This window comes from Amycolatopsis sp. PSD-21, assembly GCF_055561455.1.
Window position 1 is genome coordinate 6,489,123 of sequence record NZ_CM145712.1, and the last position, 23,116, is coordinate 6,512,238.

The 23,116-nt window shown below is 69.2% G+C and carries 21 protein-coding genes and 1 pseudogene; 12 read left to right on the plus strand and 10 right to left on the minus strand.

Annotation, left to right across the window (positions count from 1 at the left end; translation table 11 throughout):
* Window positions 1–7 precede the first annotated feature (7 nt).
* Together ACZ1DY_RS30330 and ACZ1DY_RS30335 are read right to left on the minus strand one after the other, a co-directional pair.
* The gene (locus tag ACZ1DY_RS30330) at window positions 8–1,045 is read right to left on the minus strand and encodes a hypothetical protein (protein ID WP_465481698.1); all 1,038 of its coding nucleotides are present in this window, start codon (window positions 1,043–1,045) and stop codon (window positions 8–10) included.
* A gap of 21 nt (window positions 1,046–1,066) precedes the next feature.
* On the minus strand, window positions 1,067–1,846 hold the full coding sequence (locus ACZ1DY_RS30335) for a WXG100 family type VII secretion target (RefSeq protein ID WP_257485357.1): 780 nt from the start codon (window positions 1,844–1,846) through the stop codon (window positions 1,067–1,069).
* Window positions 1,847–1,999: 153 nt separating this feature from the next.
* Between ACZ1DY_RS30335 and eccCa the strand changes: the two genes are divergently transcribed.
* Both eccCa and ACZ1DY_RS30345 read left to right on the plus strand, forming a co-directional pair.
* Window positions 2,000–5,941, plus strand: a complete 3,942-nt coding sequence (gene eccCa / locus ACZ1DY_RS30340) for a type VII secretion protein EccCa (protein WP_465481699.1) — start codon at window positions 2,000–2,002, stop codon at window positions 5,939–5,941.
* 9 nt (window positions 5,942–5,950) lie between these two features.
* Window positions 5,951–6,910, plus strand: a complete 960-nt coding sequence (locus tag ACZ1DY_RS30345; RefSeq protein ID WP_465481700.1) for a serine hydrolase domain-containing protein — start codon at window positions 5,951–5,953, stop codon at window positions 6,908–6,910.
* Between the two features lie 53 nt (window positions 6,911–6,963).
* On the opposite strand, the gene ACZ1DY_RS30350 is transcribed toward ACZ1DY_RS30345, so the two are convergent.
* Window positions 6,964–7,506, minus strand: a complete 543-nt coding sequence (locus ACZ1DY_RS30350) for a GNAT family N-acetyltransferase (protein WP_465481701.1) — start codon at window positions 7,504–7,506, stop codon at window positions 6,964–6,966.
* A 579-nt stretch (window positions 7,507–8,085) separates the two neighbouring features.
* Between ACZ1DY_RS30350 and ACZ1DY_RS30355 the strand changes: the two are divergent.
* Window positions 8,086–8,292, plus strand: a pseudogene (locus tag ACZ1DY_RS30355) (IS30 family transposase); the annotation flags it as partial.
* 220 nt (window positions 8,293–8,512) lie between these two features.
* On the plus strand, window positions 8,513–9,550 hold the full coding sequence (locus ACZ1DY_RS30360; protein ID WP_465485728.1) for an HNH endonuclease signature motif containing protein: 1,038 nt from the start codon (window positions 8,513–8,515) through the stop codon (window positions 9,548–9,550).
* Between the two features lie 220 nt (window positions 9,551–9,770).
* Here the strand turns inward: ACZ1DY_RS30360 and cpt are convergent, their stop codons facing one another.
* Window positions 9,771–10,292: a chloramphenicol phosphotransferase CPT gene (cpt, locus tag ACZ1DY_RS30365; protein WP_465481702.1), complete on the minus strand. Its 522-nt coding sequence runs from the start codon at window positions 10,290–10,292 to the stop codon at window positions 9,771–9,773.
* 209 nt (window positions 10,293–10,501) lie between these two features.
* Between cpt and ACZ1DY_RS30370 the strand changes: the two genes are divergently transcribed.
* Window positions 10,502–11,200 (plus strand): S1 family peptidase, encoded by a 699-nt coding sequence (locus ACZ1DY_RS30370; RefSeq protein WP_465485729.1) that lies wholly within the window; start codon window positions 10,502–10,504, stop codon window positions 11,198–11,200.
* A 61-nt stretch (window positions 11,201–11,261) separates the two neighbouring features.
* Here ACZ1DY_RS30370 and ACZ1DY_RS30375 read toward each other — a convergent pair whose 3' ends face one another.
* Both ACZ1DY_RS30375 and ACZ1DY_RS30380 read right to left on the minus strand, forming a co-directional pair.
* Complete coding sequence (locus ACZ1DY_RS30375; RefSeq protein ID WP_465481703.1) at window positions 11,262–12,008, minus strand: hypothetical protein; 747 nt, start codon at window positions 12,006–12,008, stop codon at window positions 11,262–11,264.
* Window positions 12,009–12,075: 67 nt separating this feature from the next.
* On the minus strand, window positions 12,076–13,065 hold the full coding sequence (locus ACZ1DY_RS30380) for a hypothetical protein (RefSeq protein WP_465481704.1): 990 nt from the start codon (window positions 13,063–13,065) through the stop codon (window positions 12,076–12,078).
* Window positions 13,066–13,259: 194 nt separating this feature from the next.
* Between ACZ1DY_RS30380 and ACZ1DY_RS30385 the strand changes: the two genes are divergently transcribed.
* The 6 genes from ACZ1DY_RS30385 (at window position 13,260) to ACZ1DY_RS30410 (ending at window position 17,519) form a co-directional block, all read left to right on the plus strand.
* Window positions 13,260–13,601 (plus strand): WXG100 family type VII secretion target, encoded by a 342-nt coding sequence (locus tag ACZ1DY_RS30385; RefSeq protein WP_076153289.1) that lies wholly within the window; start codon window positions 13,260–13,262, stop codon window positions 13,599–13,601.
* 21 nt (window positions 13,602–13,622) lie between these two features.
* Window positions 13,623–13,925: a hypothetical protein gene (locus ACZ1DY_RS30390; protein ID WP_005155348.1), complete on the plus strand. Its 303-nt coding sequence runs from the start codon at window positions 13,623–13,625 to the stop codon at window positions 13,923–13,925.
* A 114-nt stretch (window positions 13,926–14,039) separates the two neighbouring features.
* Complete coding sequence (locus ACZ1DY_RS30395) at window positions 14,040–14,444, plus strand: hypothetical protein (RefSeq protein WP_034319402.1); 405 nt, start codon at window positions 14,040–14,042, stop codon at window positions 14,442–14,444.
* Window positions 14,441–15,754 carry a WXG100 family type VII secretion target gene (locus ACZ1DY_RS30400; RefSeq protein WP_465481705.1) on the plus strand — a complete coding sequence of 438 codons (1,314 nt, stop codon included), beginning with the start codon at window positions 14,441–14,443 and terminating at the stop codon, window positions 15,752–15,754. The genes ACZ1DY_RS30395 and ACZ1DY_RS30400 overlap by 4 nt, the downstream gene beginning before the upstream one ends.
* Before the next feature lie 30 nt (window positions 15,755–15,784).
* On the plus strand, window positions 15,785–17,131 hold the full coding sequence (locus ACZ1DY_RS30405) for an alpha/beta hydrolase (RefSeq protein ID WP_465481706.1): 1,347 nt from the start codon (window positions 15,785–15,787) through the stop codon (window positions 17,129–17,131).
* Between the two features lie 10 nt (window positions 17,132–17,141).
* Window positions 17,142–17,519, plus strand: a complete 378-nt coding sequence (locus ACZ1DY_RS30410) for a hypothetical protein (protein ID WP_126733753.1) — start codon at window positions 17,142–17,144, stop codon at window positions 17,517–17,519.
* A 63-nt stretch (window positions 17,520–17,582) separates the two neighbouring features.
* On the opposite strand, the gene ACZ1DY_RS30415 is transcribed toward ACZ1DY_RS30410, so the two are convergent.
* Genes ACZ1DY_RS30415 through nadA form a run of 4 tightly spaced genes read right to left on the minus strand, consistent with a single transcriptional unit; the run spans window position 17,583 to window position 22,348 of the window.
* A complete protein-coding gene (locus tag ACZ1DY_RS30415) occupies window positions 17,583–18,752 on the minus strand; it encodes a S8 family serine peptidase (protein ID WP_465481707.1) in 1,170 nt (389 codons plus the stop codon).
* 46 nt (window positions 18,753–18,798) lie between these two features.
* Window positions 18,799–19,689 (minus strand): carboxylating nicotinate-nucleotide diphosphorylase, encoded by an 891-nt coding sequence (gene nadC, locus ACZ1DY_RS30420; RefSeq protein ID WP_257485347.1) that lies wholly within the window; start codon window positions 19,687–19,689, stop codon window positions 18,799–18,801.
* On the minus strand, window positions 19,686–21,341 hold the full coding sequence (locus ACZ1DY_RS30425; RefSeq protein WP_465481708.1) for an L-aspartate oxidase: 1,656 nt from the start codon (window positions 21,339–21,341) through the stop codon (window positions 19,686–19,688). Before ACZ1DY_RS30425 ends, nadC begins: the two co-directional genes overlap by 4 nt.
* On the minus strand, window positions 21,338–22,348 hold the full coding sequence (gene nadA / locus ACZ1DY_RS30430) for a quinolinate synthase NadA (RefSeq protein WP_257485346.1): 1,011 nt from the start codon (window positions 22,346–22,348) through the stop codon (window positions 21,338–21,340). Before nadA ends, ACZ1DY_RS30425 begins: the two co-directional genes overlap by 4 nt.
* Window positions 22,349–22,463: 115 nt before the next feature.
* Between nadA and ACZ1DY_RS30435 the strand changes: the two genes are divergently transcribed.
* Entirely contained in the window at window positions 22,464–23,099 is a 636-nt protein-coding gene (locus ACZ1DY_RS30435; RefSeq protein ID WP_034321308.1) for an NUDIX hydrolase, read from the plus strand.
* Window positions 23,100–23,116: the final 17 nt, after the last annotated feature.

The window sequence follows — 23,116 nt, forward strand, 5'->3', positions numbered from 1 at the left end:
CACACGGCTACCTGCCCTTCGCCGGTGAGTCAGCAACAGCGTTGTCTACGTCGATGTCGATGTGCTGCTCGAAGTGCTTTCCGCCGTAGTTCATGTCGATGTCGATATCGATGTCCTGGCCACCCGGCGCCTGCACGGTCGATTTGCCGGTGCTCAGGTCGGTGGTGATGGTGACCGTGTTCCCGTTGCCCACGCCCGGCAGGGAGCCTCCGGAGGAACCCGCGCCGCCACCGGAGGGTCTGTCCACCGGGATCCACGCGTCGGCACCGCCGGGCCAGTTGCCCTGGGAACCGTTGCCGCCCAAGGCCGGTGGCCGGTACTGGGTGAACGGCGGCGTCTCGCCCGGCGTGGAACCACCGCCACCGGAACCGCCGATGGCCGCCTGCCCCGAACCGCTGGCGACCGAACCCGGGGCCTGCGGGTTGGTGACCGGCGTGCCGGAGACCGCCGAGTTGCCCGCCGCACCGTTGTCCCCGGCGTCGTTGTGCCCGAAGAGTTTCTGGACCTCGCCGATGATGGTGGCGATCTGGGTGATCTGGTTGGCGAGGTCGACCACGCCGAGCGCCTTCAGCAGCGCGCCGATCGCGGTGATGAACGCGCGCAGCGAAGCACTGGTGGCGGTGGAAAGCGCGACCGCGGCACCGTAGGTCCACGGATTCGACATCAGTCCCGCGACCGTCGGGTTCACCGCCGAGACCACCGCCTTGTACGCGGTCTGCGCGGTCTTGATCAGCGTCCCGGCGATGCCGAGCAGCTCGGCGCCCTTCTGCACGACCTGGATGATCTTGGTCAGCGAGTTCAGGGAATCGGTGATCTTCTTCAACGCGGAGTCCGATGCGGCGCCGGACCAGATCTTGCCCAGCTGCTCGGCCGCCTTCGTCACCTCGTTGTACATGGTGAGGAACTCGTTGGCCTTCTTGAGCACTTCGAGGACGTGCTTCGCGATCTGCTCCGGCTGGCCGGTGAGGATCTGCGGCAGGATCGTGATCGGCCCGCCCGAGGACGCCGTGGCGTCCATCGCGCTGGAATTGGGGTAGGTCAGCATGGTCGCTCCTCAGGCCGGAAGTCAGACGGAAGCCGGGCGGTAGACGCTGACCTTCGCCAGGCCGTTGATGTCCGCGTCGACGATTCCGTGGTTGTAGAGCAGCCCGCCCTCTCCGGCGATGGCGATGATCGGCTCGCGGTCGGAGAACAGGAGCGGTTCGACCACGACGACGTCGCCGCTGTGCACCCCGCCCGGCACGTCGCCGAAGTTGCGCGCCGTACCGGCGTAGACCTCGATGACCCCGACCCGCGCCTGGTTGTCGGCGTCACCGGCCAGCCAGTCGTTGAAATCCGAGACGCCGTGGAACCGCGTGTCGGTGATCGGGTGGTCGCCGAGCTGACCCAGCCGCGCGTCCCCCAGGTAGCGCAGCACGTTGCCGACCGACGACGGCTCGCCCTGCCCGCCGGCGCTGTCGTTGATGGCCAGGGTCGCCAGTTCGGAGGCGTGCGAGTTGCCCCAGATCGACGACGACGTGGAACCCGCGCCGCCACCGGGACGGCCGCCGTATCCGCCCGCGACCGCCTCGTCGGCGGCCTGGTAAGCGTCGGCGCTGCTCTTGATGAAGCCGTTGATCTGCTGCAGCAGCTGCAGGAGCGTCCGGACCGCGACCACCTGCTGGCTCTGCATGGCGGTGTTGGCCGCCGCCACCGCGCTGCCGAACGTGGCGAACGACATCGGCTGGAGGACGGTGCGTTCGAGGTCGGCGACGACGTTGATGCCCTGCATGATGATGCCGCCCAGGTTCCCGACCGCCGAGCGCATGGCCTCGGGCTCCGCCCGGTACTCGCCCGTGCCGACCATGGCTCTCCTTACTCTCTTCCCCCACGTCTGCGTTGACCAGCAGCGTAAGTTCGCCACCAGACGCGAGCGGACGGCAAAAGTACCCACCGCAGGGGCGGCACGAGTGGCCAGAATGATCGGCAGGATTACCCACAAGCGGCCAGAAAGACCCTGATGAGCGCCACTCGCGACCGCCTGCCGGCCCTGGGCGAGCAGCCCGGTGAAATCGTCCTGCAGTCCCCGCCGATGCTGCCGAAGGGCTCCTCCGGCGGAGCCATGCAGCTGCTGATGTTCATGCCGATGATGCTGGGCATGGGCGCCATGTCGTTCGTCTACATCGGACGCGACGGCGGCGTGATGACGTACATCTTCGGCGCGTTGTTCCTCACCGCGATGGTGGGCATGGTGGTGATGTCGCTCGGCCGCGGCGGCGCGCAGAAGAAGGCGCAGATCAACGAGGAACGCCGGGACTACCAGCGGTATCTGACCGGGTTGCGCGGCCAGGTCCGGGACATCGCGGACAACCAGCGCGCGGCGATGGCGGCGCTGCAGCCCGACCCGGCGGATCTGTGGGCCTACGTCGAGACGGGAAGGCTGTGGGATCGGCGGCGGTCCGACGCGCAGTTCGGGCAGGTGCGGATCGGGACGGGGCCGCAGCGGCTGGCGACCCCGCTGAAGGCGCCGCAGACCGTCCCGCTGGAAGACCTCGACCCGGTGTGCTCGACGAACCTCAAGCACTTCATCCGCACCTATTCGACGGTCGACGGGCTCCCGGTCGCGGTCTCGCTCCGGTCGTTCGCGCAGGTCAGTCTGTCCGGCCGGCGCCCGGACACGCTCGGGACCGCGCGGGCGCTGCTGACCCAGCTCGCGACCTTCCACGCGCCCGGCGACCTGCGGATCGCGTTGTGCGTCAAGAACGACCGGCTGCACGACTGGGAATGGGCGAAGTGGCTGCCGCACGTCGCCTCCACCGCCGCCGACGCCGCCGGTCCGCGGCGGCTGGTCGACTCCGGCGCCGGGAAGCTCGCCGAACTCCTCGGCCCCGACCTCGGCGACCGGCCCGCGTTCACCCGGCGGCCGGACGCGCGGCTGGACCTGCCGCATATCGTCGTGATCGTGGACGGCGGGCACACCCACGGCGACACGCGGCTCGTCGCCGAAGAGGGCAAGCTCGGTGTCACCGTGATCGAGATCGGCATGGAGCAGCCGCGGTCGGTCTCCTCGGAACGGCTGCTGAGCCTGCACATGAGCCCCGAGCAGCTCGGGATGGTCGTCAGCGACGGGACGGAGCAACGGCTCGGCTTCCTCGGCAAGCCGGACACCTTGGACCGCGGGGCCGCCGAAGCGCTGTCCCGGATGCTGACGCCGCTGTTCCAGGGCGCGGCGGTGGTCAGCGAGGCGCCGATGTCGGCGACGTTCGGGCTGGCCGGGCTGCTGGGAATCGGCGATCCGCGCGACACCGACACCGAGGTCACCTGGGCACCGCGATCCGCGCGGGACCGGCTGCGTATCCCGCTGGGCGTGAACCCCGAGGGCAGGCCGGTCGAACTCGACCTGAAGGAATCGGCCGAAGGCGGGATGGGGCCGCACGGGCTGGTCATCGGCGCGACCGGATCCGGTAAGAGCGAGTTGTTGCGGACGCTGGTCACCGCGCTCGCCGTCACCCATTCGTCGGAGAAGCTGAACCTCGCGCTGATCGACTTCAAGGGTGGTGCGACGTTCGCCGGGATGACCGGGCTGCCGCACACCTGCGCCGTCATCACCAACCTGTCCGACGATCTCGCGCTGGTCGACCGCATGGCGGACGCGCTGAACGGCGAACTGCTGCGGCGTCAGGAACTCCTGCACGCGGCCGGGAACTACGCGTCCGTGCGGGATTACGAAAAGGCCAGGGAATCGGGCGCCAACCTGCGGCCGTTGCCGTCGCTGCTGGTGATCATCGACGAATTCAGCGAGCTGCTGTCCTCGCGGCCGGAGTTCATCGACCTGTTCGTCGCGATCGGACGGCTGGGCCGGAGTCTCGGGATCCACCTGCTTCTGGCCTCGCAGCGGCTGGAGGAAGGGCGGCTGCGCGGGCTGGATTCGCACCTGTCGTACCGGATCGGCCTGCGGACGTTCTCCGCGTCGGAGAGCCGCGCCGTGCTCGGTGTCGCTGACGCCTACCAGCTGCCGCCCGTGCCCGGTTCGGCGTATCTCAAGTCCGACAACGACACCCTCATCCGGCTCAAGGCCGCGTACGTCTCGGGGGAACTGCCGCCGCGCAGCAAGATCGTGCGCAAGGACGGCCAGAGTCTCGGGCTGATGCCGTTCACGCTGGCGCCGGTGGAGATCCCGGTGACCGTCGAAGCGGAGGAGCCGGTCGAGAAGGGCACCGGCGAGACGATCATCGGCGCGATGATCTCGCGGATCGAGGGCAAAGGCCCGGAGGCGCACCAGATCTGGCTTCCGCCGCTCGCCGAACCGCCCACCCTGGACCAGATGCTGCCGCCGCTCGGCGAAGACCCCGTGCGCGGCCTGTGCCCGCTGGGCTGGGGCGGCAACGGCAAGCTGATGATCCCGGTCGCCCTGGTGGACAAGCCGTTCGAACAGCGGCGCGACATGCTGTGGGCCGATTTCTCGGGTGCCGCCGGGCACGCACTGATCGTCGGGGCGCCGCAGAGCGGCAAGAGCACACTGATGCGTGACATCGCCGCGATGCTCGCGCTCACCCATACGCCGGAAGAGGTCCAGCTGTTCGTGCTGGACATGGGCGGTGGCGCGCTGGCGCCGATCGCCGGGCTGCCCCACGTGTCCGGCTACGCGACCCGGCGCGACGCCCAGCGCTGCCGCCGTGTGGTGGCCGAACTGACGACGTTGCTCGAACAGCGTGAGGAGTTCTTCTCCGCCAACGGGATCGAGTCGATCACGACGTTCCGCCAGCGGCGTTCGGAGTTCCGGGAGAGCACGGAGGGCCGCGAGTTCGGCGACGTCTTCCTGTTCGTGGACAACTGGACCACGATCCGTCAGGAATACGAGCAGCTGGAGGAACAGATCACCAGCCTTGCCTCACGCGGGCTCGGTTTCGGCATCCACGTCGTCGTCTCGATCAACCAGTGGATGGGTATGCGGGCGACGCTGCGCGACGCCATCGGCACCAAGTTCGAACTACGGCTCGGTGAACCGGCGGACTCGCTGATCGACCGCAAGATCGCGCAGAACGTCCCCGCGGACCGGCCGGGCCGGGGGCTGACCGCGGACAAGCTCCACTTCCTCGCGGCGCTCCCGCGGATCGACTCGGACCAGCGCCCGGACACCATCGGCGCCGGTGGGCTGGACCTGAACCGCCGGATTTCGGCGGCCTGGAAGGGTTCGGCGGCGCCGCAGGTCCGGCTGCTGCCTCCCGAGGTCCCGCTGGACTCGCTGGAAGCCGGGCCGCGCAAGCAGATCACGCTCGGTATCGCGGAATCGAACCTGCGGCCGGTGTACCTCGACTTCGCCACCGAACCGCATTTCCTGGCCTTCGGCGACGTGGAGTCGGGCAAGAGCTCGCTCCTGCGCGCGATCGCGCAGGGCATCGTGTCGAAGTATTCGGCGGAAGAGGCCGCGATCGTCGTCGCCGATTACCGGCGAGGGATGCTGGGCGCGGTGCCGGATTCGCATCTGCTCGGCTACGCGGGATCCGAAACCGTGCTGACCGGGCTGATCGACCAATGCCAGCAGGCCATGCGGAACCGGCTGCCCGGCGCGGACGTCACTCCGGATCAGCTGCGGAACCGGTCTTGGTGGCGGGGGCCGGAACTGTTCGTCCTCGTCGACGACTACGAAATGGTCGCCACCGTGGGCCGCAATCCGTTGCAGCCATTGCTGGAATTCCTGCCGCAGGCGCGGGACATCGGACTCCACCTCGTCATCGCACGCGGCAGCGGCGGCGCCGGGCGATCCCTGTTCGAGCCCGTGCTGCAACGGATCCGGGAGCTGGGTTCCCCCGGCCTCGTGATGTCCGGGTCGCGGGACGAAGGGGCGCTGCTCGGGGAGGTGAAGCCCGGGCCTCAGCCCGCCGGGCGCGGTGTGCTGGTGTCGCGGCGGCATGGGACGGGGCTGGTGCAGGTGGCTTGGACGAAGCCCGTGGAGGACTAATCTCGGGGCATGGCACTGGATCTGCCCGCTGTCCACGCCGCCGCGGCGGCGCAGGCCGAGCGCGTCACGCCGGGCATCGGCGACATGAGCGCGTATCTGGCGAGCCAGGTGAAGGAACGTTCGCACCGTGAGGTGCTGGGGCCGCTGCTGCCGGCGTCCGGAGCCAGCGGGGTGATCCTTCACCGCGGCGAGCGCATCGCCGCGTGGGGTGACCCCGAGACGCCGGAAATGGCCTTCAGCGTCACCAAGAGCGTCGTGTCGATCGTCGCCGGGGTCGCGTTCGACCGGGGCCTGCTCCCCGACCCGAACCGGCCTGTGGCGGACACTGTCGACCTGCCGGAACTGGCCGGGACCTCGGTCACCTGGCATCACCTGTTGCAGCAGACCAGCGAATGGGACGGGTACCTCTGGGGCAAACCGTCGTGGCAGGACGGCCCTCGCCGCGGCGGTACGCCGGGGTCGGCCTGGGAGTACAACGACGTTCGCGTCAACCTGCTTTGCCTTGCCCTCACCCACCTCTTCGGCCGTTCCTTGCCTTCAGTGCTGGACGAACACGTCCTCGGCCCGCTCGGCGCGTCCGATACGTGGTCCTGGCACGGCTACCGGAACTCGCTGACCACCATCGGCGACGAGACCGTCCCGGTGGTCAGCGGTGGCGCCCATTGGGGAGGCGGGCTGTGGATCTCCGCCGCTGATCTCGCCCTGCTCTTTCCCCGCAACGGATTGCTCAGCGAAAGCTGGATCGAGCGCAGTTGGACGCCCTGTCCGCTGAAGCCGGACTACGGCTATCTCTGGTGGCTCAACCCGTTCCAGTCCACGCCGTCGACCGGTCGGGCCGCGCGTGGTAACGCCGATCAGCACTTGTTGTGGGTCGACCCCAGTCGGGATCTCGTCATCGTTTCCCGGTGGGGGCGGGGGGTCGAGGAACTCGTGCGGGAGGTTTCGGATGCTGTTCCTGTGGTGAGGTGAACGATTCTCGGGTCGCTTTTGCCTGGTCTCCCTTGAGCCTCACTCTGGAGCGCTCACGGCGTTCCGGGACGATGCTCTGAGCGGAGCAGACCGTAGACGAGCACATCGACATACTCGCCGTGGTAGAAGGACCTGCCGCGCATGACCCCTTCCCGGCGGAACCCCAGGCGTTCGAGGGCTTTCTGCTCGCCGAGGTTACCGCCGTTGGTGAGGGCTTCGATTCTGTTCGCGGTCGTGCGACCGAACAGGTAGTCCACGAGCAGCCTCTGCGCCATCGTGCCCACCCCCTGCCCACGATGCTCGGGCAGCACCCCCACGCCGATCTCGTAGGTGACACCCGAGGGGAAGCCGCGGGGCTTCCAGGTAACGATACCGATAACCGTGTCGTCGGCCCGCGCGATCGCGACCGCCGCGGACTCGGCGGAGATGTACCCGTCGATCTCCCATCGCTTGCGACGTGCCCTCGGATCACCGAATCCGGGCCAGTCGAACTCGCCGAGCGCATCGGGATCCGTACAGAGGCGGTCGAGAAAGGCGAGGTCGGCCTCGGTGAACGCCCTCAAGTGGACTTCGTCCGGGCGGTTCGCTGGAGTCATGAAGGCCAGTATCCCGCCCGTCAGGCACTGAGCACTTCCCGCCCTGGAGTTTGTCGGTCACCAGGTGCTGAATGTGGCGAAGCTCCTGGTCGACCAAGATCACTCGCTCGACCGGGAGCTTCGCCATGCTGGCCTACCCATCCGCGCACCTCACGGTGGTGTCCCGCGAGGTCGCGCGTAGCGTGAATGAGGTCTACGGGAAGCCAGGATCAAAGCCATGGCCCTGATCGACGAGCGGCCGGCCGAGCCGACTTTCGGGAAGGCGATTTGATCGTCGGCAACGATCAATCGCAGATCGCGACCTTGGCCGAACGACACACTCGATTCGTCATGCCGGCGCGATGAGCGGCCACAGGTAGTTCACGTGACCACTGGCATGCCGATGTATTTTGCGATCCGCGGTCGCTTGACAAGCGGCGGCGACGAGAACCCCACTGGATTGTCTACCCCGCAGGAACCGACCTACCTGGGTATTCACAGGACGAACTCAACGACCGGCCACGACACGTGCTGGTTTGCCGAAACCCCTCTATGCGTTCAGCAAAGTGTTTTCCAGGCTAGGGTTTGCCCTGCCCCACTTTTTGTGACCCGCGCTCGCCCTGGCAACGCGGCAGCAACGAGAACACCAATGGATTGCTGCGCCAGTACCTTCCCAAAGGAACCGACCTGTCCGGGTATTCACAAGACGAACTCGATGCCATCGCAGGCGAACTCAACGACCGGCCACGGCAGACACTGGGCTGGCTTAAGCCGATCGAAGCGTTCGGCAAAGTGTTGCTGAACTAGAGGTGGTGCACTCACCGGTTGAAACCACCCCCGGATTCAGTGGCGGTCGAACTGGTGTTCGAGTATGATCTTGGTCATGACCACTTCTTTTGCTTTTAATCCGAAAGCTGCTCGTCTTCTGGATGCCGCATTTGACGAGGAGGTTGTGTTGCGTCGGGCGCAGGGGCGGCAGGTGCGTTCGATAGCGGGGTTCGCCGGGGTGGGTGGTTCGCGAAGATCGGTGACCGAGGAGGTCGCGTTGGCCTTCTCGGTCTCCCGCAATCAGGCGTATCTGCTGGTCGAAACCTCGTGTGCGTTGGTGGCCCGGTTGCCGAACACGCTGGCGGCGCTGGAAAACGGTGACATCGATCTGTACAAGGCGTCGAAAGTCACCCAGTTGACCCGTGAAGTCTCCGACGAAATCGCCGCGCAGGTGGACGCTTGGATGGTCACGCGTCTCGCCGGGCGCGATCCCGGGGCGATCCGGAAGTCGGTGGATCACGCGGTGCAGAAGTTCGACCCGGATGGCTATCGGGAACGTGCCGCGGCCAAACGGGCGTTGCGGCATGTCTCGCTGGAGCACGAGGACGAGACCATGTCGAAACTGTCCGGTTGGCTTCCCGCCGAGGTCGCGAGTTCGATCTACGCGTCACTGAGTCACGCGGCGAAGAGACGCCGCCGGACCGATCAGTCCCGCACCCTTGACCAGCATCGGGCGGATATTTTCGCCGAACGGTTGCTGGCCGAGGACGGTTATGGGACGCCGCGGGCGCATGTCCATGTCTATGTCGACTTGCTGACCCTGACCGGCGCGCAGGAGGACCCCGCGACCCTCGCCGGGTACGGCCCCGTTCCCGGGTGGCTCGCCCGCGAGATCGCCGCCGACCCCGCCTCGACGTGGTCCCGGCTGATCACCGACCCCGCCACCGGACAACTCCTGGAAGCCAGCCCCGGCACCTACCGGTCCCCAGCCTCACTCGCGCGGCTGATCAAGGCGCGGGATCGCGAATGCACCCACCCCGGCTGCCACCGGCCGGCGGAGTTCTCCGAGATCGACCACATCACCACCTGGGCCCGCCACGGCAACACCGACCACCACAACTGCCACGCCGCCTGCACGACCCACAACCTCCTCAAAGAAGAACCCGGCTGGACCACCACCCCTACCGGCAACGGCGGCATGACCATCACCACCCCCACCGGCCACACCTACACCGCCACACCCGAACCACTCCACGACCCACGACCCCAACCCGACGACGACACCCCACCCTTCTAAAGCGGGTCGGCAGCTTCGACGAAGGCTCCCAGGAGGCGCCTTCGTGGCTCGGTCATGCCCTGATGGGTCTGTCCACTTTGGAGCTTACTCAGGGGCGCCGAGCAAGGCCGGCCAGCAAGTTGCGGAGGGTGGTCGAGGCGGCGCGCTGCAGGGAATGTCGCGACACACTCCCCAGCCGCTCACCGTTGGCCTACCTGCCGCAACCAGCGCCCCACCGAAATCACCCGACCCGAGCCGCGATCTCCCGCGCACAAGCCAAGGCCTCCTTCACCCCGGTGTCCACCTCAAGGTCGTAAACCACGCCTCGATGCACGATCTCGGCCTGCGCCTCCGCCATCCCCGTGACCCGATCCCCTCGCGCGATCTCCCGCCCGGCGGCGACGACGCCGTCACACCGGACCCCGACCCACAACACCTCGAGTCCGGCCAACGCGTCACGCCACCGCCGCTGCGACGCGGCCCCACCGAGGAACGCGTCGTCGATGATGACCCGGGCCCCCGCACGCACCATCGCCGCGACACCGGCCATCCACGCGTTCTCGAGCCGCTGGAAACCGGATCCGACACTCACCCCGCCGTCCGCCGCGAAGTCGATCCCCCCGTCCACAGTGGACGGCATGGCGTCGATCAAGGTGTCCACGCCGAGAGTGAGCCAGGGATCCGGCAACACCGCTTGCAGGCACCTGGCGATCCCCGACTTACCCGAACTGGAGCCGCCGTTGAGCACGATCACTGTCGTCACGCGAACACCCTAGACGTCGGCAGGCGAACCAGAGCCTGGGAATCCGGATACAACGGACGTCCACGGCAAAAAGGCAGCATCCACCCGATTCCGGAATTCACCCAGGACGGATAACCGACTTCGGTAGGTTACAAAAATCCTTACCGCGGCCTAACTTGGTGAAACCGAAACGGAATCCCCGACGCAGGCCGAAGGGCGTATTCATGCGTATGTCCAAAATCGTCGCAACGGTGGCCGGTGCCGCCGCGGCGCTGACCCTTGCCGCCACTCCCGCCGCGAACGCGGGCCAGGACATCATCGGCGGAGGCACCGTGAGTTCCGCGCCGTGGGGCGCCCAGATCTACTGGGACGACGCCACCGCGTTCGGCGGTTTCAACTGCTCCGGCACGATCATCGCCCCGCAGTGGGTCCTCACCGCGAAACACTGCCTCAACAAGCCCGGCATGCACGTCAAGGTCGGCAACGTCAACCTGAGCCAGGGCACCGAGGCAGACGTCGACCAGCAGAAGGCCGCCCCGAGCGGCGACATCGCGCTGCTGCACCTCACGACCGCGGTCAGCACCACGTACATGAAGCTCGGCACCGCGAACCCGGCCAACGGCACCACCAACCAGATCTACGGCTGGGGCCGCACGCAGGGCAACAACCCGCCGTCGAGCGTCCTGAAGACGGCCGACGTCCGCATCACCGGCACCAGCAGCGACGCGTACGGCGGCCAGGCCATCGCCAGCGTCGGCGTCAACGGTTCGGCCTGGCACGGCGACTCGGGCGGCCCGCAGCTCGCGAACGGCGTCCAGGTCGGTGTCTGCTCGACCGGCAGCAACTCCGGCACGAACCCGCAGGGCACCCAGAACTACGCCAGCGTCGCGGCGAGCCGCGACTGGATCCGCACCACCGCGGGAGTCTGAGCCGACAGGAAAGGGCCGTCCGGAAACGAACGGCCCTTTCCTAGCCCGGAAACCGGTTGGCTCAGGAGCACTTCGCCTTCGGGTCGACCATCGACACCGAGCCGACCTTGTCCCCGTTGACGGTGAACTCGAAAACCCACCCCGGCTTCCCGTAGACAGGCATCTGGAACCGGCCGTTGTCACCGGCCTTCAATCCCTTGGCGTCGTAGGCCGCCTTGAGTTCCGCCAGTGATGAACCGGCCCCGATCCCTCCCGCCGTCTTCGCGTCCGGAGGAGCGGCGAGTTCACGCAGCCCGTCCTTGCCGAACGAGGCGCCACCGGCGGCCACGAAGGCCTTGTCGCGTTCCTCCCGCTTGCCCGCCAGATCGGCGGACGCCTGAGCGGCGTCGGCGAACAACCGGGTGTCCGCGGCCGACTTCTCCGCCGCCTTGGCGCTTTCCTCCGCGGACGCGCCCGGCTTCGCCTCCGGATCGGCTTCGAGCTCGTCGGCCTTCTTGTTCAGTTCCTTGGCCTTGGTCTCGACATCCGCTTCCGCCTTCATCCGCGCCGGGTCGGGCGCCGGACCGCCGACATAGGAGAAATCGGTACAACCATCCAAAGTGGACGTCGGCGCGGTCGCGAGCTTCCCGCCCGCCAGCGCGGCGTCCTTTGCCATGCCCAAGGTCAGCCCGCGATATCCCGCCGGACCGAACACCTCGGGCGCCGCCGGAGCGGCCGCGTCGGGAGAAGATCCCGACGAACAGGCCACCCCGCCGATCACTACCACCGTGGCGACGAGCACGACGCCCGTCAACCGTCTACGAGTCACGGTTCCCCCTTCATCGCCCCGAAAGCTATCGGATCGCGATGAAGGTGCCGAACGGATTTCGCGAAGATCACGTCAATTGACGCATCGGCCGCGTAGTCCTAAGCGAAAGAGCCGAACCGGCGGCCACGACGGCGAGAATCCCCGCACCCGCGGCCAGCGTCCAGAAATCCGGGTGCACGATGGACTGTCCTCGCTGGGCCTGCCAGGTGAGCAACACGAGCACCCCCGCGAAACCCACCGACGCGGTCCGCACCAGATTCCGCCGCACGAATTCCGATTCGAGCACCGGATACCGCCGGGCGAGCTTGAACAGCCCGAAGGCGACCAGTGGCAGCACCTGGATCGCGTGGATGCCGAAGAAATGCGGGATCCGCATGTCCCCGCCCACGGTGCTCCAGCCCAGCACCGGCAGCCCCGGGCCGCCGTCTGGGACACCGACCGCGTGGGCGCCGAGGACCGACGGCCGTTCGCCGGCGCGGAACTGGGCCATCTGCTGTTCGTTCGGCCCGAACATCAGCAGCGCGACGCCGATTCCGGCGACCGACAGCGCGGCACCCGCGCGTAACGCGGAGTTCATCGCCCGGTCGGGAAGACGTTGGAACAACAGGAGAAGCGCGATGGCCGCCGTCGCTCCCCAGCCGGTGAAGGCGCCGTTCGCGACCATGTTGTTGATCCACTGATCGGCGGGCGTCTCCCGGTTGAAGTGGAGTGTCCGGCCGCGGATGGCGATCTGCCAGAACAGCAACGCCATGTCCAGGCCGAGCCCGGCGGCGAACACCGTCCCGAGCCACCAGCCGAGCCGCTTGCCCCGGGTCAGCTGCCCGATCAGCCACGCCAGCGTCACCGCGTAGAGCCCGACGGAAATCGTGAACTTGAGCGGTTTGAGCCAAATGGGCGCGTTGACGAGGCTGCGGTCGTCGAAAGCGAGACCGCCGAGCGCGATGACCCCGAGCACCGCCATCGCCGCCGCCAAGATCATCAACGGCCTATGCGGCGCCACCCTGGATCCCTTGTCCACCATGGGATCGAGCGTGCCGGGAAGCTCCGATCCGGACACTGGAGCGCTCCCCCTGATCGAGGGTGGGGAAAGCCCTACCGCCGACCTGTGGGTAATAGTGCCGTCAGCGCGACCGGCAGTTGTGCCGTTTGACCGCACTCCCCTCTTTTCTAGCGTGTCCTTCACAAGAGCAGACAGGGCGTCCCCTGGTGCTCACCGGGATTTCCAGCGAGATGAGAGGAGGTGGCCCATCAATGACCGGTACGGGATATCAGGCAGACGCAGCGGCGATGGCGCGCGCCGTCCAGGGGTTCGAGGAGACCGCGTCGAACGCCAAGACCACGATGGCCAGCTTGGAGAGCGAGCTGACCCAGACCCTGCACAACTACAAGGGTGACCAGGCGGTCGCGTTCTGGGATCTGCAGCGCCGTCTGCAGGAGAAGATGACCATCGCCGTGAACGAGCTCAACACGATGTCGCGCCTCGTGCACGAGAGCAACCGGAACTACAACTCGGGTGACGAGCAGGTCCGGGAAAGCCTCACCGGGGTCAGCGGAGTCGTCGACCAGACCGTGATCCACCGGCTGAACCCCTGATCCGCGAGAGGACCACCAATCATGGCTGACGTCGTCGAAATCAACTTCGCCGCGCTGCAGCACAGCTCGGCCTCGCTGGCCGCCAAGGCCAAGGCGCTCACGTCCCAGCTCGAACAGCTGCACACCAACCTGCAGCCGATCACCCAGACCTGGTACGCCTCCGGCAGCTCCGCCGGTGAGGCCGCCCGTGCGTCTGAAACCCGCCTGCGCCAGGCCACCGCGGACATCGTGGCGATCATCGCGCAGTTCGGTGGCAAGGTCGGCGACGCCCACGATCTCCAGCACAGCCTGGAGAACCGCAACCAGGGCCTGTTCGCCGGCTGATCATCCCCATCCGTCGGCCGGCCGGTGCTTTCACCCCCCTCGGCACCGGCCGGCCGGCTTTGCGCGTAGTCGTCCCCCTTGTCGGCGTGGCCGTTCACGAGAGAGCCGGGATCAATGCAAGACCAGTCGTACTACGTCCATCTGGAATCACTGAAGGACTTCGTGCGGGAACTGGAGACCCAGATCCACGCGATGTCCAAGCCGAACGACTTCCTGCTGACCCTGACCGAGCAGCCGCTGCTGTTCGGCGAGTTCGGTGAGGCGGGTTCACTCACCAAGGCGCACCAGGCGGCCGTCGCCGAGATGCAGGGCCTGCTGGACCAGGTCAAGGGCGCGATCACCTTCGCGCAGGACGTCACGACGACCGTCGCCGACGGCTACGCGGCGGCAGACGACTCGGTGGCGGGCGACATCAACCACGCGAGCCAGCAGACCGGGCTGCTCGATCCGTTGCTCAACGTCCTAGGGGGCGTGCTGGGCGGTAACAGCGGCTCGAACGGCGGGGGGAACAAGGGATGACCGAGACCGCGCACACGAACTTCGCCGCGTACTCGCACCAGCAGCTCTACGCGATGCTGCAGGCGGGCGACCCCAACACGGCGCGCCACGCGGCCCACAAATGGCAGTCCACCGGCCTCGGGCTCTTCGAACAGGCCGAGAACCTGACCGGCGAGCTGAAGGAGTTCTCCGGCAACTGGACCGGTGGCGCCGCCGACAAGTACCACACGATGATCAGCGACCTCGTCGGCGGAATCCGCAAGGTCGCCCAGACCGCGCAGGCGATGAACAACCTCCTCGAGGATGCCGCGGACGCGCTGGTGAAGGCCAAGAAGGAGATGCCGCCGCCGGTCGCGGTGCCCGACGTCTCCCCCGCGGATCTCGCGCTGGCCGTCAACCCGCCGCTGCTGCCGCCGGATTCATCGCAGGCGACGATCATCAACGCCGCGCAGCAGCGGCAGCAGGCCATCGCGAACGTCGAAGCGCAGCAGCAGGCCGCGGGCGCGGCCAGCGCGGCGCACAGCAAGGCGATCGTGGTGATGACCCAGCTCGCGGGCGAGTACTCCACCGCGGAGGAGTCCATTCCGGCCTCGCCGAACGCCGTCGCCCCGCCGCCGGTCACCGGTGGCGGCACCGCCCCGGGTGGCTCGGTCGGCAACGACATCGGCGGCACCCCCGGCGTCGGCCTGGTGCCGGGCGACAACACGCATCCGCTGCCTTCGGACGGCTCCACACCGCCCACCACCGGGCAGCCGGGCCAGGTGCCCAAGTCGAACCCGCTGTTCGGCGACATGTTCACCGCCGGTCTCGCCGCGGCCTCGGCCGCCGCGTTCGGCCGGTTCGGCTCGATCATGCCGCGGGTGCCCGCGTGGGCGAACGGCAAGAACCCCAAGGACGAGAAGAAGGACGGCGAGGTCGTCGGCGGCGGTGCCGGCGGCGCGGGCGCGACCGCGGGCGGCGCCGGCGGCGGCATCCCGATCGGCGGTGGCGGAGCGCCGTCGCTCGACGGCGGCGCGATCGGCGCCGGCGGGGGCGGCGGCGGATTTTCCGGTCCCGGCGAGGCCCCGGCGGCGTTCTCCGGTCTGGCGGGCGACGGCGGCTCGGGCAGCGCGATGAGCGGCCTGGCGGGCGGAGCGGCCGGCGCCGCGGGCGCGGCGGCGGCCAAGGGCGCGATGCCGATGATGCCCATGATGCCGATGGGCATGGGCGCGGGCGGTGACATGGGCTCCGGGCGGCGTATCCCGCCGTGGCTCGTGGAGACCGAGAACGTCTGGGGCCAGTCGTCCCCGGTCGCTCCCGCCGTGCTCGGCGAAGAACCCGAACAGTACTGATCGTTTTCCACCAGGAGAGGCGGCTCGGTGATGGCATCCAGTGCGGGCGGTTACCGAGTCGCCCCCGCCAGGCTCGAAGCGGCGGCGGCCGAACTCGAACAGCGCGCGGGCGTGCTCAAGACCGCGCAGACCGCGCTGGCGGGTGAGAACGTCCCCGCCACCGCGTTCGGCCAGGTTTCGGCTTCCGGCGCGGCTTCGGCCACGTACACCAAGACGATCAAGGACGTCGCGGGCAAACTCGACGGCCAGATCACCAAGGCGACGGTGATCCACCAGGGCCTGACGGCCGCGGGCGGCGGCTACCGGCGCGCCGACGTCCAGATCGCCGCCACGTACCGGTCACTCATGCCGGAAAGCCCGTTGCCCAAGGCCGGGAATCCGGCCGGCGTCGGCGGCGCGGCCGACACCGGCTCGTGGGCCACCGCGATCGCCGAGAACCGCACGAAGGTCACCGACGCGCTGACCACCGAACGCGAGCGGCTCGCGAACCTCCTGGCGCAGGGCGGAAAAGCCGACGACATCGCGAGCGCGCGCACCAGGATCGCGCTGTACGAGGACATCCTCGCCAACGACCGGCAGATCCTGCGGTTCGACCCGTCCGGTAACGGGCGCATCGTCGAGCTGGTCGGCCGCATCGAGCCGGGAACCCGCAACGTCGGCTTGTTCGTCCCCGGCGTCAACACCTCGTTCGACAACTTCCAGAGTTACGCCGACCTCGGCAAGAGCCTGGTCGCCGCGGACGCCACCGGACGCACCGCGATGGTGGTCTGGGCCGACGGGGTCTTCCCGCAGAACGTCGTCACAGAAGGGCCCGCCGCGCACTACGCGCAGACGATGGCACCCGACCTCAAGGCGTTCGGCGACGAACTGCGCGGCCAGATCGACAGCCACGCCGGACCGGGTGTCGTGGTCACCGCCGTCGGGCACAGCTACGGCGGCGCGACCGTGGGACTCGCCGAGCAGCTCGGCCTGCGGGCCGACCAGGTGCTGCACGTCGAGTCCGCGGGGATGGGGCACGGCATCTGGAGCCCGGACGACCTCCCGGCCAGCCAGGCTGGCGTACAGCGGTACTCCATGACGGCCCCCTTCGACCCGATCGTGGTGGCGCAGGGCAATGCGGGACTCGTCGAATGGCTCGGCGCCGGGCACGGAGCGGACCCCGACCGCTTCCCCGGCGTCGTCGAACTGGAAACCGGCCGCGACGCGAACGGCGATCTGCAGTGGGGCCTCGAGTCCCACAGCGGGGTGCTCAAGCCGGGTTCCGATTCGTGGAACAACATCTACGGTGTGATCACCGGCGGCGCGGTCACCCACGAGGGCTTCACCAGTGGCTCGCTGCGCGAGATGGTCATCGAAGGCGTCGGACGAGGCTTGTGAGGGGTTCACCATGATCACCAGGAACACCGAGCTCGACCCGCTGGCCGAGGACCTGACCGCGGTCATCGACGGCGTCGCGGGCACCTTCGGCTCCAGCGCCGAACGCACCGTGGAAGGCGAGCTGGACTGCGACCCGACGCAGCCGGGCCGGTTGCTCTGCTGGCAGTACGGCCTCCGGGTGGACGACGCGACCGACGCGATCCGCAAACTCGTCGACGTCGTCCTGCCGCTGCTGGAAAGCCAGGGCTGGCGAACGCGCGACCGCAGCAACCCGCGTGAGCTGATCGCCCAGTTCAGCCGCGACGGCGCCGACTTCAACGTGCACGTCTCCCGCGCCGGCGACGGCGTGGCCATCGTGGGCTCGACGGCCTGCGTAGCCGTCCCCTAAACCCCAGGGGGTCGCGAAAAACCTCGTGAGCGGCGGCGGTGTCCCCCAGTACACCGCTGCCGCTCACGAGGCGCGGAACCGCGAAGGCTTCCAGCCCCGGCGCTTGCCCCGCCGGACCGCGGCCACCACCACGCCCGCCGCGATGGCCGCGGCCACCCCGGAGATGGCGAGCACACCGGAAACCTTGTCCGCGTTGGCCCGCGCAGGCGCGGCGGCGGGGACGACGAAGGTGTCCGGGCCCGCGCTCGGCGGCCCTCCCGGGCCGGGCGTGCCGGCCGGGATCGAGGCGGAAACGGCGGCGTAGGCGTCGATCGCGCCCCAGCCCCGCCGGGGATCGTGCCCACCGTTCGGCCCGCGATGCGCGGTCAGCGTCAGCCGGGTGACGACCTGCTCCGGCGACAGCTTCGGGTGATACGCGCGCACGAGCGCCGCGACCCCCGCGACGTGCGCGGCGGCCAGGCTCGGATCACTCACCGGCCACCGGTGCGCCACGGTCCCGCCCGCGCCGGCGGACGTGCTGACCAGTTCGGCGCCGGGCGCGGAGATCCCCACGTAGGAACCGGATTCCGTCTGCACCGCCGCACCGGTCTGGTTGGTCGATCCCACCGCGAGCACACCCGGTGTCGCGGTCGGGTAGGAGGTCTGGCCCTGTTGCGTCCCCGCGGCGGGAGAGACGATCAGCGCGCCTTTTTCCTTGGCACGCGACACGGCACCGGTCAGCGCGGGACTGTCGGAGGCGGCCGGGACGGCGATCAGGATGATCCCGGCGCCGCGGTTCAGCGCGGTTTCGATGGCGCCCGCGAGCTGCCCGGGATCACCGCCGCCGTTCACCTGGGTGTAGCGGATCGGCAGGATCTTGGCGCCGGGCGCGATCCCGGTGAACGTCGTGGACGGATCCGGTTGCGCGCCGACGATCCCGGCCGCGATGGTGCCCCGGCCGTCGCAGTCGTCGGCCTGGGTGCCCTGGCCGCCGAGGAGCTGGCCGGGCGCGAACTGACCGTTGCCGCCGTCGACCCCGGTGCCGATCACCGCGACCAGCTGGCCGGTGCCGCGGGACAGGGGCCAGATCCGCACGGGATCGATCAGCCGCTGTCCCCACGGGACGGCCGCGGTGTAGGTCCCCGTCGGGTTCGCGCACTGCTCGGCGACCGCCGTCGACGGGACGGGGGTGCCGAGCAGTGCCACGAAACCGACGCATCCCGCGACGGCACTTTTACCGGCAAAGCCCACCATTCCTCCAGAATTCCCTTGTCACACAAGGGAATTCTAGTGCCGCACCTCAGCGCAGGTCCATCCCGAGGTCGAGCGCGGGCGAGGAATGCGTGAGCGCTCCGACGGCGAGGAAATCCACACCGGATTCCGCGTACGCCCGCGCGACGTCGAGCCGCAGACCGCCCGAGGATTCCAGGCGGGTCTTCGGTGAGACCTCGTCGCGCCGGTCGACGGCCTTCGCGCATTCGTCGGGCGTGAAGTTGTCCAGCAGCACCTCGTCGGCACCCGCCGCGAGCGCCTCGTCCAGCTGGGCCAGGTCGTCGACCTCGACCTCACAGTGCAGTTCGGGCGCGTGTTCGCGCGCGGCCGCGAGCGCGGCGGTCACCGAACCGGCGGCGACCACGTGGTTGTCCTTGATCAGCACCGCGTCGCCGAGCCCGAGCCGGTGGTTCACCCCGCCGCCCGCGCGCACGGCGTACTTCTCCAGCAACCGAAGCCCGGGCAGCGTCTTGCGGGAATCCCTGATCCGGCAACCGGTTCCCTCCACGGCGCGCACCCAGGCGGCGGTCGCGGTGGCGATACCGGACAGGTGGCACAGCAGGTTCAGCGCGGTGCGTTCGGCGGTGAGCAGGCCGCGCACCGGCCCCCGCACGACCAGCGCGGGCTCCCCGGCGGTCAGCCGGTCGCCGTCGTCACGGGCGGCCAGGATCTCCAGGCCCGAGCCGAGCACGACGTCGAACACCGCCAGGGCCACCGGGATCCCGGCGACCACACCGGCCGTCCTCGGCGTGAGTTCGGCCAGCGCGCGAGCGGATTCGGGCACGGTGGCGTTCGTCGTCGCGTCGGGCCCGTACCGCAGATCCTCGGCCAGCGCCGTCGTGACGACACGGTGCGCATCGGCGGCGTCGAGGCCGTGATCGGCCAGCGCCTTGACGACCCAGGGGGAGAATTCGCTCATGCCACACCCTCCAAAGCGATCGGATCGGCCAGCACCGGCTGCCCCGATGGGCTGAGCCGGATGAGCTGACCGCGTTGCCAGACGTCGTCGTCGCGTTCGGGGAAATCGGTGCGCACGTGACAGCCGCGGGACTCCGTCCGGCGCGCCGCCGCCGCGACCAGTGCTTCCGCCACCAAGGTGAGCGCCGCGTCCTCGACGACCCGGGGAGTCCACAAAGGACTCTCGGTGACCGAAAGATCCAGCACCGAACCCACGACCGAAAGACCTTCCGCGTCCCGGCCGATGGCGGCGTACCGGCTCATCGCGCGCTGCAAGGCGTCGCGATCGGCCACCGCGACCTTCGCCGGAGGCATGAGCACACCGCGGCGCGGGTCGGCGAGCAATCCGGCGGCGAGATCGATGGCGACCGCTTCCGCCACCCGCTGCCCGACGACCAGGCCTTCGAGCAAACTGTTGGAGGCCAGGCGATTCGCGCCGTGCAGGCCGGTCCTGGCGACCTCGCCCGCCGCGTAGAGACCGCGGACGCCGGAGCGTCCGTCCACAGTGGTCACCACGCCACCGCAGGCGAAATGCGCCGCGGGCGTGACCGGGATCGGTTCCTTCGCCGGGTCCAGCCCGATCGCCGCGCACGCCGCGTGCACGGTCGGGAACCGCTTGGCGAACCCGGAGATCCCTGTCGCGTCGAGGAAAACGTGGTCGTCGACCCCGCCGGGCGCCTGCACCATCCGGCGGGTGATCGCCGCCGAGACGACGTCCCGTGGCGCGAGATCGCCGAGCGGGTGGACTCCCCGCATCACCGAAGCGCCCGTCGCGTCGTGCAACGTCGCGCCCTCGCCGCGCACCGCCTCGGTGACCAGCGGGAGACGGCCGCGCGCGCCGGGCGTGAACAGGACCGTCGGATGGAACTGGACGAACTCGACGTCCGCGACCTGCGCCCCCGCGCGCAACGCCAGCGCCAGCCCGTCGCCGGTGGCGATCTCCGGATTCGACGTCGCCTGGTAGAGCTGCCCCAGCCCGCCGCTGGCCAGCAGCACCGCCGGCGCCCGGACGACCCCGGGCACCCCGTTGCGGTCCAGGACCGTCATGCCCACGACCTCGCCCGCGGGCGTGCGGATCGCGTCGACGGCGATGTGGTGCTCCAGCACCGGGATCCGCCGGTCACCGGCCGTCGCGACCAGCGTCCGCTCGACCTCCGCGCCGGTCGCGTCGCCACCGGCGTGGATGACGCGGAACGCGCTGTGCCCACCCTCCCGCGTCCGGGCCAGTTCGGGTCGCCCTTCGGCCGCCGGGTCGAAGCGCGCACCTTCCGCGCGCAAGCGGGCCACCGCGGCCGGGCCACCGGCGATGATCGACCGGACGGCGTCTTCGTCGCAGAGCCCGGCGCCGGCGGTGAGGGTGTCCTCGGCGTGCTTGCCGACCGAATCCCCTCTCTCGTGCTCACCCTCCAGGACGACCGCAATACCGCCCTGCGCCCAGCGGGTGTTGCCGTCGGAGACCGTCGCCTTTGTGACCACCAGGACGTGCAGCCCGAGTTCCCGCGCCCGCAGGGCCGCAGTGAGCCCCGCGACGCCGCTGCCGATCACCACGAGATCGGCGGCGGCCTCCCAGAGCGGGTGGGTTTTCGCCTGGAGAGCGGTAACCTGGTCGGTCATTCTCCGCCGCCAGGCTGCCCGATCTCGATCATGCGCTGCACGGAAGCGCGGGCACGGGCGGCGGTCCCGGCGTCGACGTGGACCTCGTCGGCACCCTCACGCAGCGACCGCAGGAGGGCGGCCGGCGTGATCATCTTCATGTACCGGCAGGACGCCCGGTCGTTCACCGCGCGGAAGTCGATCTCCGGCGCGGCCTTGCGCAGCTGGTGGATCATCCCGATCTCGGTGGCCACGAGCACCGACTTCGCCTTGGTGTCGCGGGCGGCGTGGACCATGTCGCCGGTCGAGAGGATCTTGACCCGCTCGGGGGCGACGGCACCCTCGCCCGCCAGGTACAGCGCCGAGGTCGCGCAGCCGCACTCCGGGTGGATGAACAGGTCGGCGTCCGGGTTCTCCGAGGCCCGCTCGGCCAGCTCGGCGCCGTTGATCCCGGCGTGCACGTGGCACTCCCCGGCCCAGATGTGCATGTTCTCCCGGCCGGTCACGCGTTTGACGTGCGCGCCGAGGAACTGGTCCGGCAGGAAGAGAACCTCCTGGTCAGCGGGGATGGAGGCGACCACGTCGACGGCGTTCGACGAGGTGCAGCAGATGTCGGTCTCCGCCTTGACCTCGGCCGTGGTGTTCACGTACGAGACGACGACCGCGCCGGGGTGCTCGGCCTTCCAGGCGCGCAGCTGGTCGCCGGTGATGGAGTCCGCGAGCGAGCAGCCCGCCCGCGCGTCCGGGATCAGGACGGTCTTTTCGGGCGCCAGGATCTTCGCCGTCTCGGCCATGAAGTGCACGCCGCAGAAGACGATGGTGGACGCGTCGCTGCTCGCCGCGATCCGGCTCAGCGCGAGGGAGTCGCCGGTGAAATCGGCGATGTCCTGGATCTCGGGGACCTGGTAGTTGTGCGCGAGCAGGACGGCGTCGCGCTTGCGAGCGAGGCTCCGCACCTCCTCCGCCCAAGCGGCGTCGGCGACAACTCCGCCGTACGGGGTCAGGTCGTTCTGCAGGGTGCTCGTCATCGTTCTGGCCCTCCTGGACCGATCTCCGGTTTTCGCCTTACAATCGAAAACCGTGCGAAGTCATCTTAACACCCAGACCCCCCTCGCCCACGAGGTCTTGGGAGCGGTCCTGCAAGTGCGCTCCGACACACTCCGGGTCCTGCTGTGGCGGCGCGCTCTCGATCCGCATCTCGGCCGCTGGTCCCTTCCTGGGGGCAGGCTTCGCCCGGATGAAGACGTCGAGGCGTCCATCCGGCGGCAACTCGCGGAGAAGGTCGACGTACGCCAGTTGAAGCATGTGGAGCAACTGGCGGTCTTCAGCGCGCCGGACCGGGTGCCGGGGCCCCGCGTCGTCGCGACGGCGTTCCTCGGCCTCGTACCGTCCGATGTGGACCCCGAAGTCCCCGAAGACACCGAGTGGCACGACGTTTCCGAGCTGCCGCGCACGGCGTTCGACCACGAGTCCATCGTGCTGCGCGCGCGGGACCGGCTGCGCTCGAAGCTCTGCTACACGAATCTCGGGTTCGCGCTCGCCCCGGAAGAGTTCACCGTATCGGCGTTGCGGGGCCTGTACTCGGCTGCGCTGGGTTACCGGGTGTCCGCGACGAACCTGCAGCGGGTGCTGTCCCGGCGCGGGCTGCTGGTCCCCACCGGGCACACCGCCCCGCCCGGGCGCAGCGGCGGACGTCCGGCGGCGCTCTTCTCCTTCGCGGGCAAGGGGATGCAGATCACCGACCCGTTCGCGGTCTTCCGCCCGCCCGCCGGGAAGTGACCGTCCTGCGAAGTCCT

Bases quoted from the DNA above. Each gene is read 5' to 3' on its own strand.
- ACZ1DY_RS30415 (WP_465481707.1), bottom strand. From the start codon at position 18,752: ATGGTGGGCTTTGCCGGTAAAAGTGCCGTCGCGGGATGCGTCGGTTTC.
- ACZ1DY_RS30335 (WP_257485357.1), bottom strand. From the start codon at position 1,846: ATGGTCGGCACGGGCGAGTACCGGGCGGAGCCCGAGGCCATGCGCTCG.
- eccCa (WP_465481699.1), top strand. From the start codon at position 2,000: ATGAGCGCCACTCGCGACCGCCTGCCGGCCCTGGGCGAGCAGCCCGGT.
- ACZ1DY_RS30345 (WP_465481700.1), top strand. From the start codon at position 5,951: ATGGCACTGGATCTGCCCGCTGTCCACGCCGCCGCGGCGGCGCAGGCC.
- ACZ1DY_RS30410 (WP_126733753.1), top strand. From the start codon at position 17,142: ATGATCACCAGGAACACCGAGCTCGACCCGCTGGCCGAGGACCTGACC.
- ACZ1DY_RS30400 (WP_465481705.1), top strand. From the start codon at position 14,441: ATGACCGAGACCGCGCACACGAACTTCGCCGCGTACTCGCACCAGCAG.
- ACZ1DY_RS30390 (WP_005155348.1), top strand. From the start codon at position 13,623: ATGGCTGACGTCGTCGAAATCAACTTCGCCGCGCTGCAGCACAGCTCG.
- ACZ1DY_RS30395 (WP_034319402.1), top strand. From the start codon at position 14,040: ATGCAAGACCAGTCGTACTACGTCCATCTGGAATCACTGAAGGACTTC.
- nadC (WP_257485347.1), bottom strand. From the start codon at position 19,689: ATGAGCGAATTCTCCCCCTGGGTCGTCAAGGCGCTGGCCGATCACGGC.
- ACZ1DY_RS30385 (WP_076153289.1), top strand. From the start codon at position 13,260: ATGACCGGTACGGGATATCAGGCAGACGCAGCGGCGATGGCGCGCGCC.
- ACZ1DY_RS30350 (WP_465481701.1), bottom strand. From the start codon at position 7,506: ATGACTCCAGCGAACCGCCCGGACGAAGTCCACTTGAGGGCGTTCACC.
- ACZ1DY_RS30405 (WP_465481706.1), top strand. From the start codon at position 15,785: ATGGCATCCAGTGCGGGCGGTTACCGAGTCGCCCCCGCCAGGCTCGAA.
- ACZ1DY_RS30330 (WP_465481698.1), bottom strand. From the start codon at position 1,045: ATGCTGACCTACCCCAATTCCAGCGCGATGGACGCCACGGCGTCCTCG.
- ACZ1DY_RS30425 (WP_465481708.1), bottom strand. From the start codon at position 21,341: ATGACCGACCAGGTTACCGCTCTCCAGGCGAAAACCCACCCGCTCTGG.
- nadA (WP_257485346.1), bottom strand. From the start codon at position 22,348: ATGACGAGCACCCTGCAGAACGACCTGACCCCGTACGGCGGAGTTGTC.
- ACZ1DY_RS30370 (WP_465485729.1), top strand. From the start codon at position 10,502: ATGTCCAAAATCGTCGCAACGGTGGCCGGTGCCGCCGCGGCGCTGACC.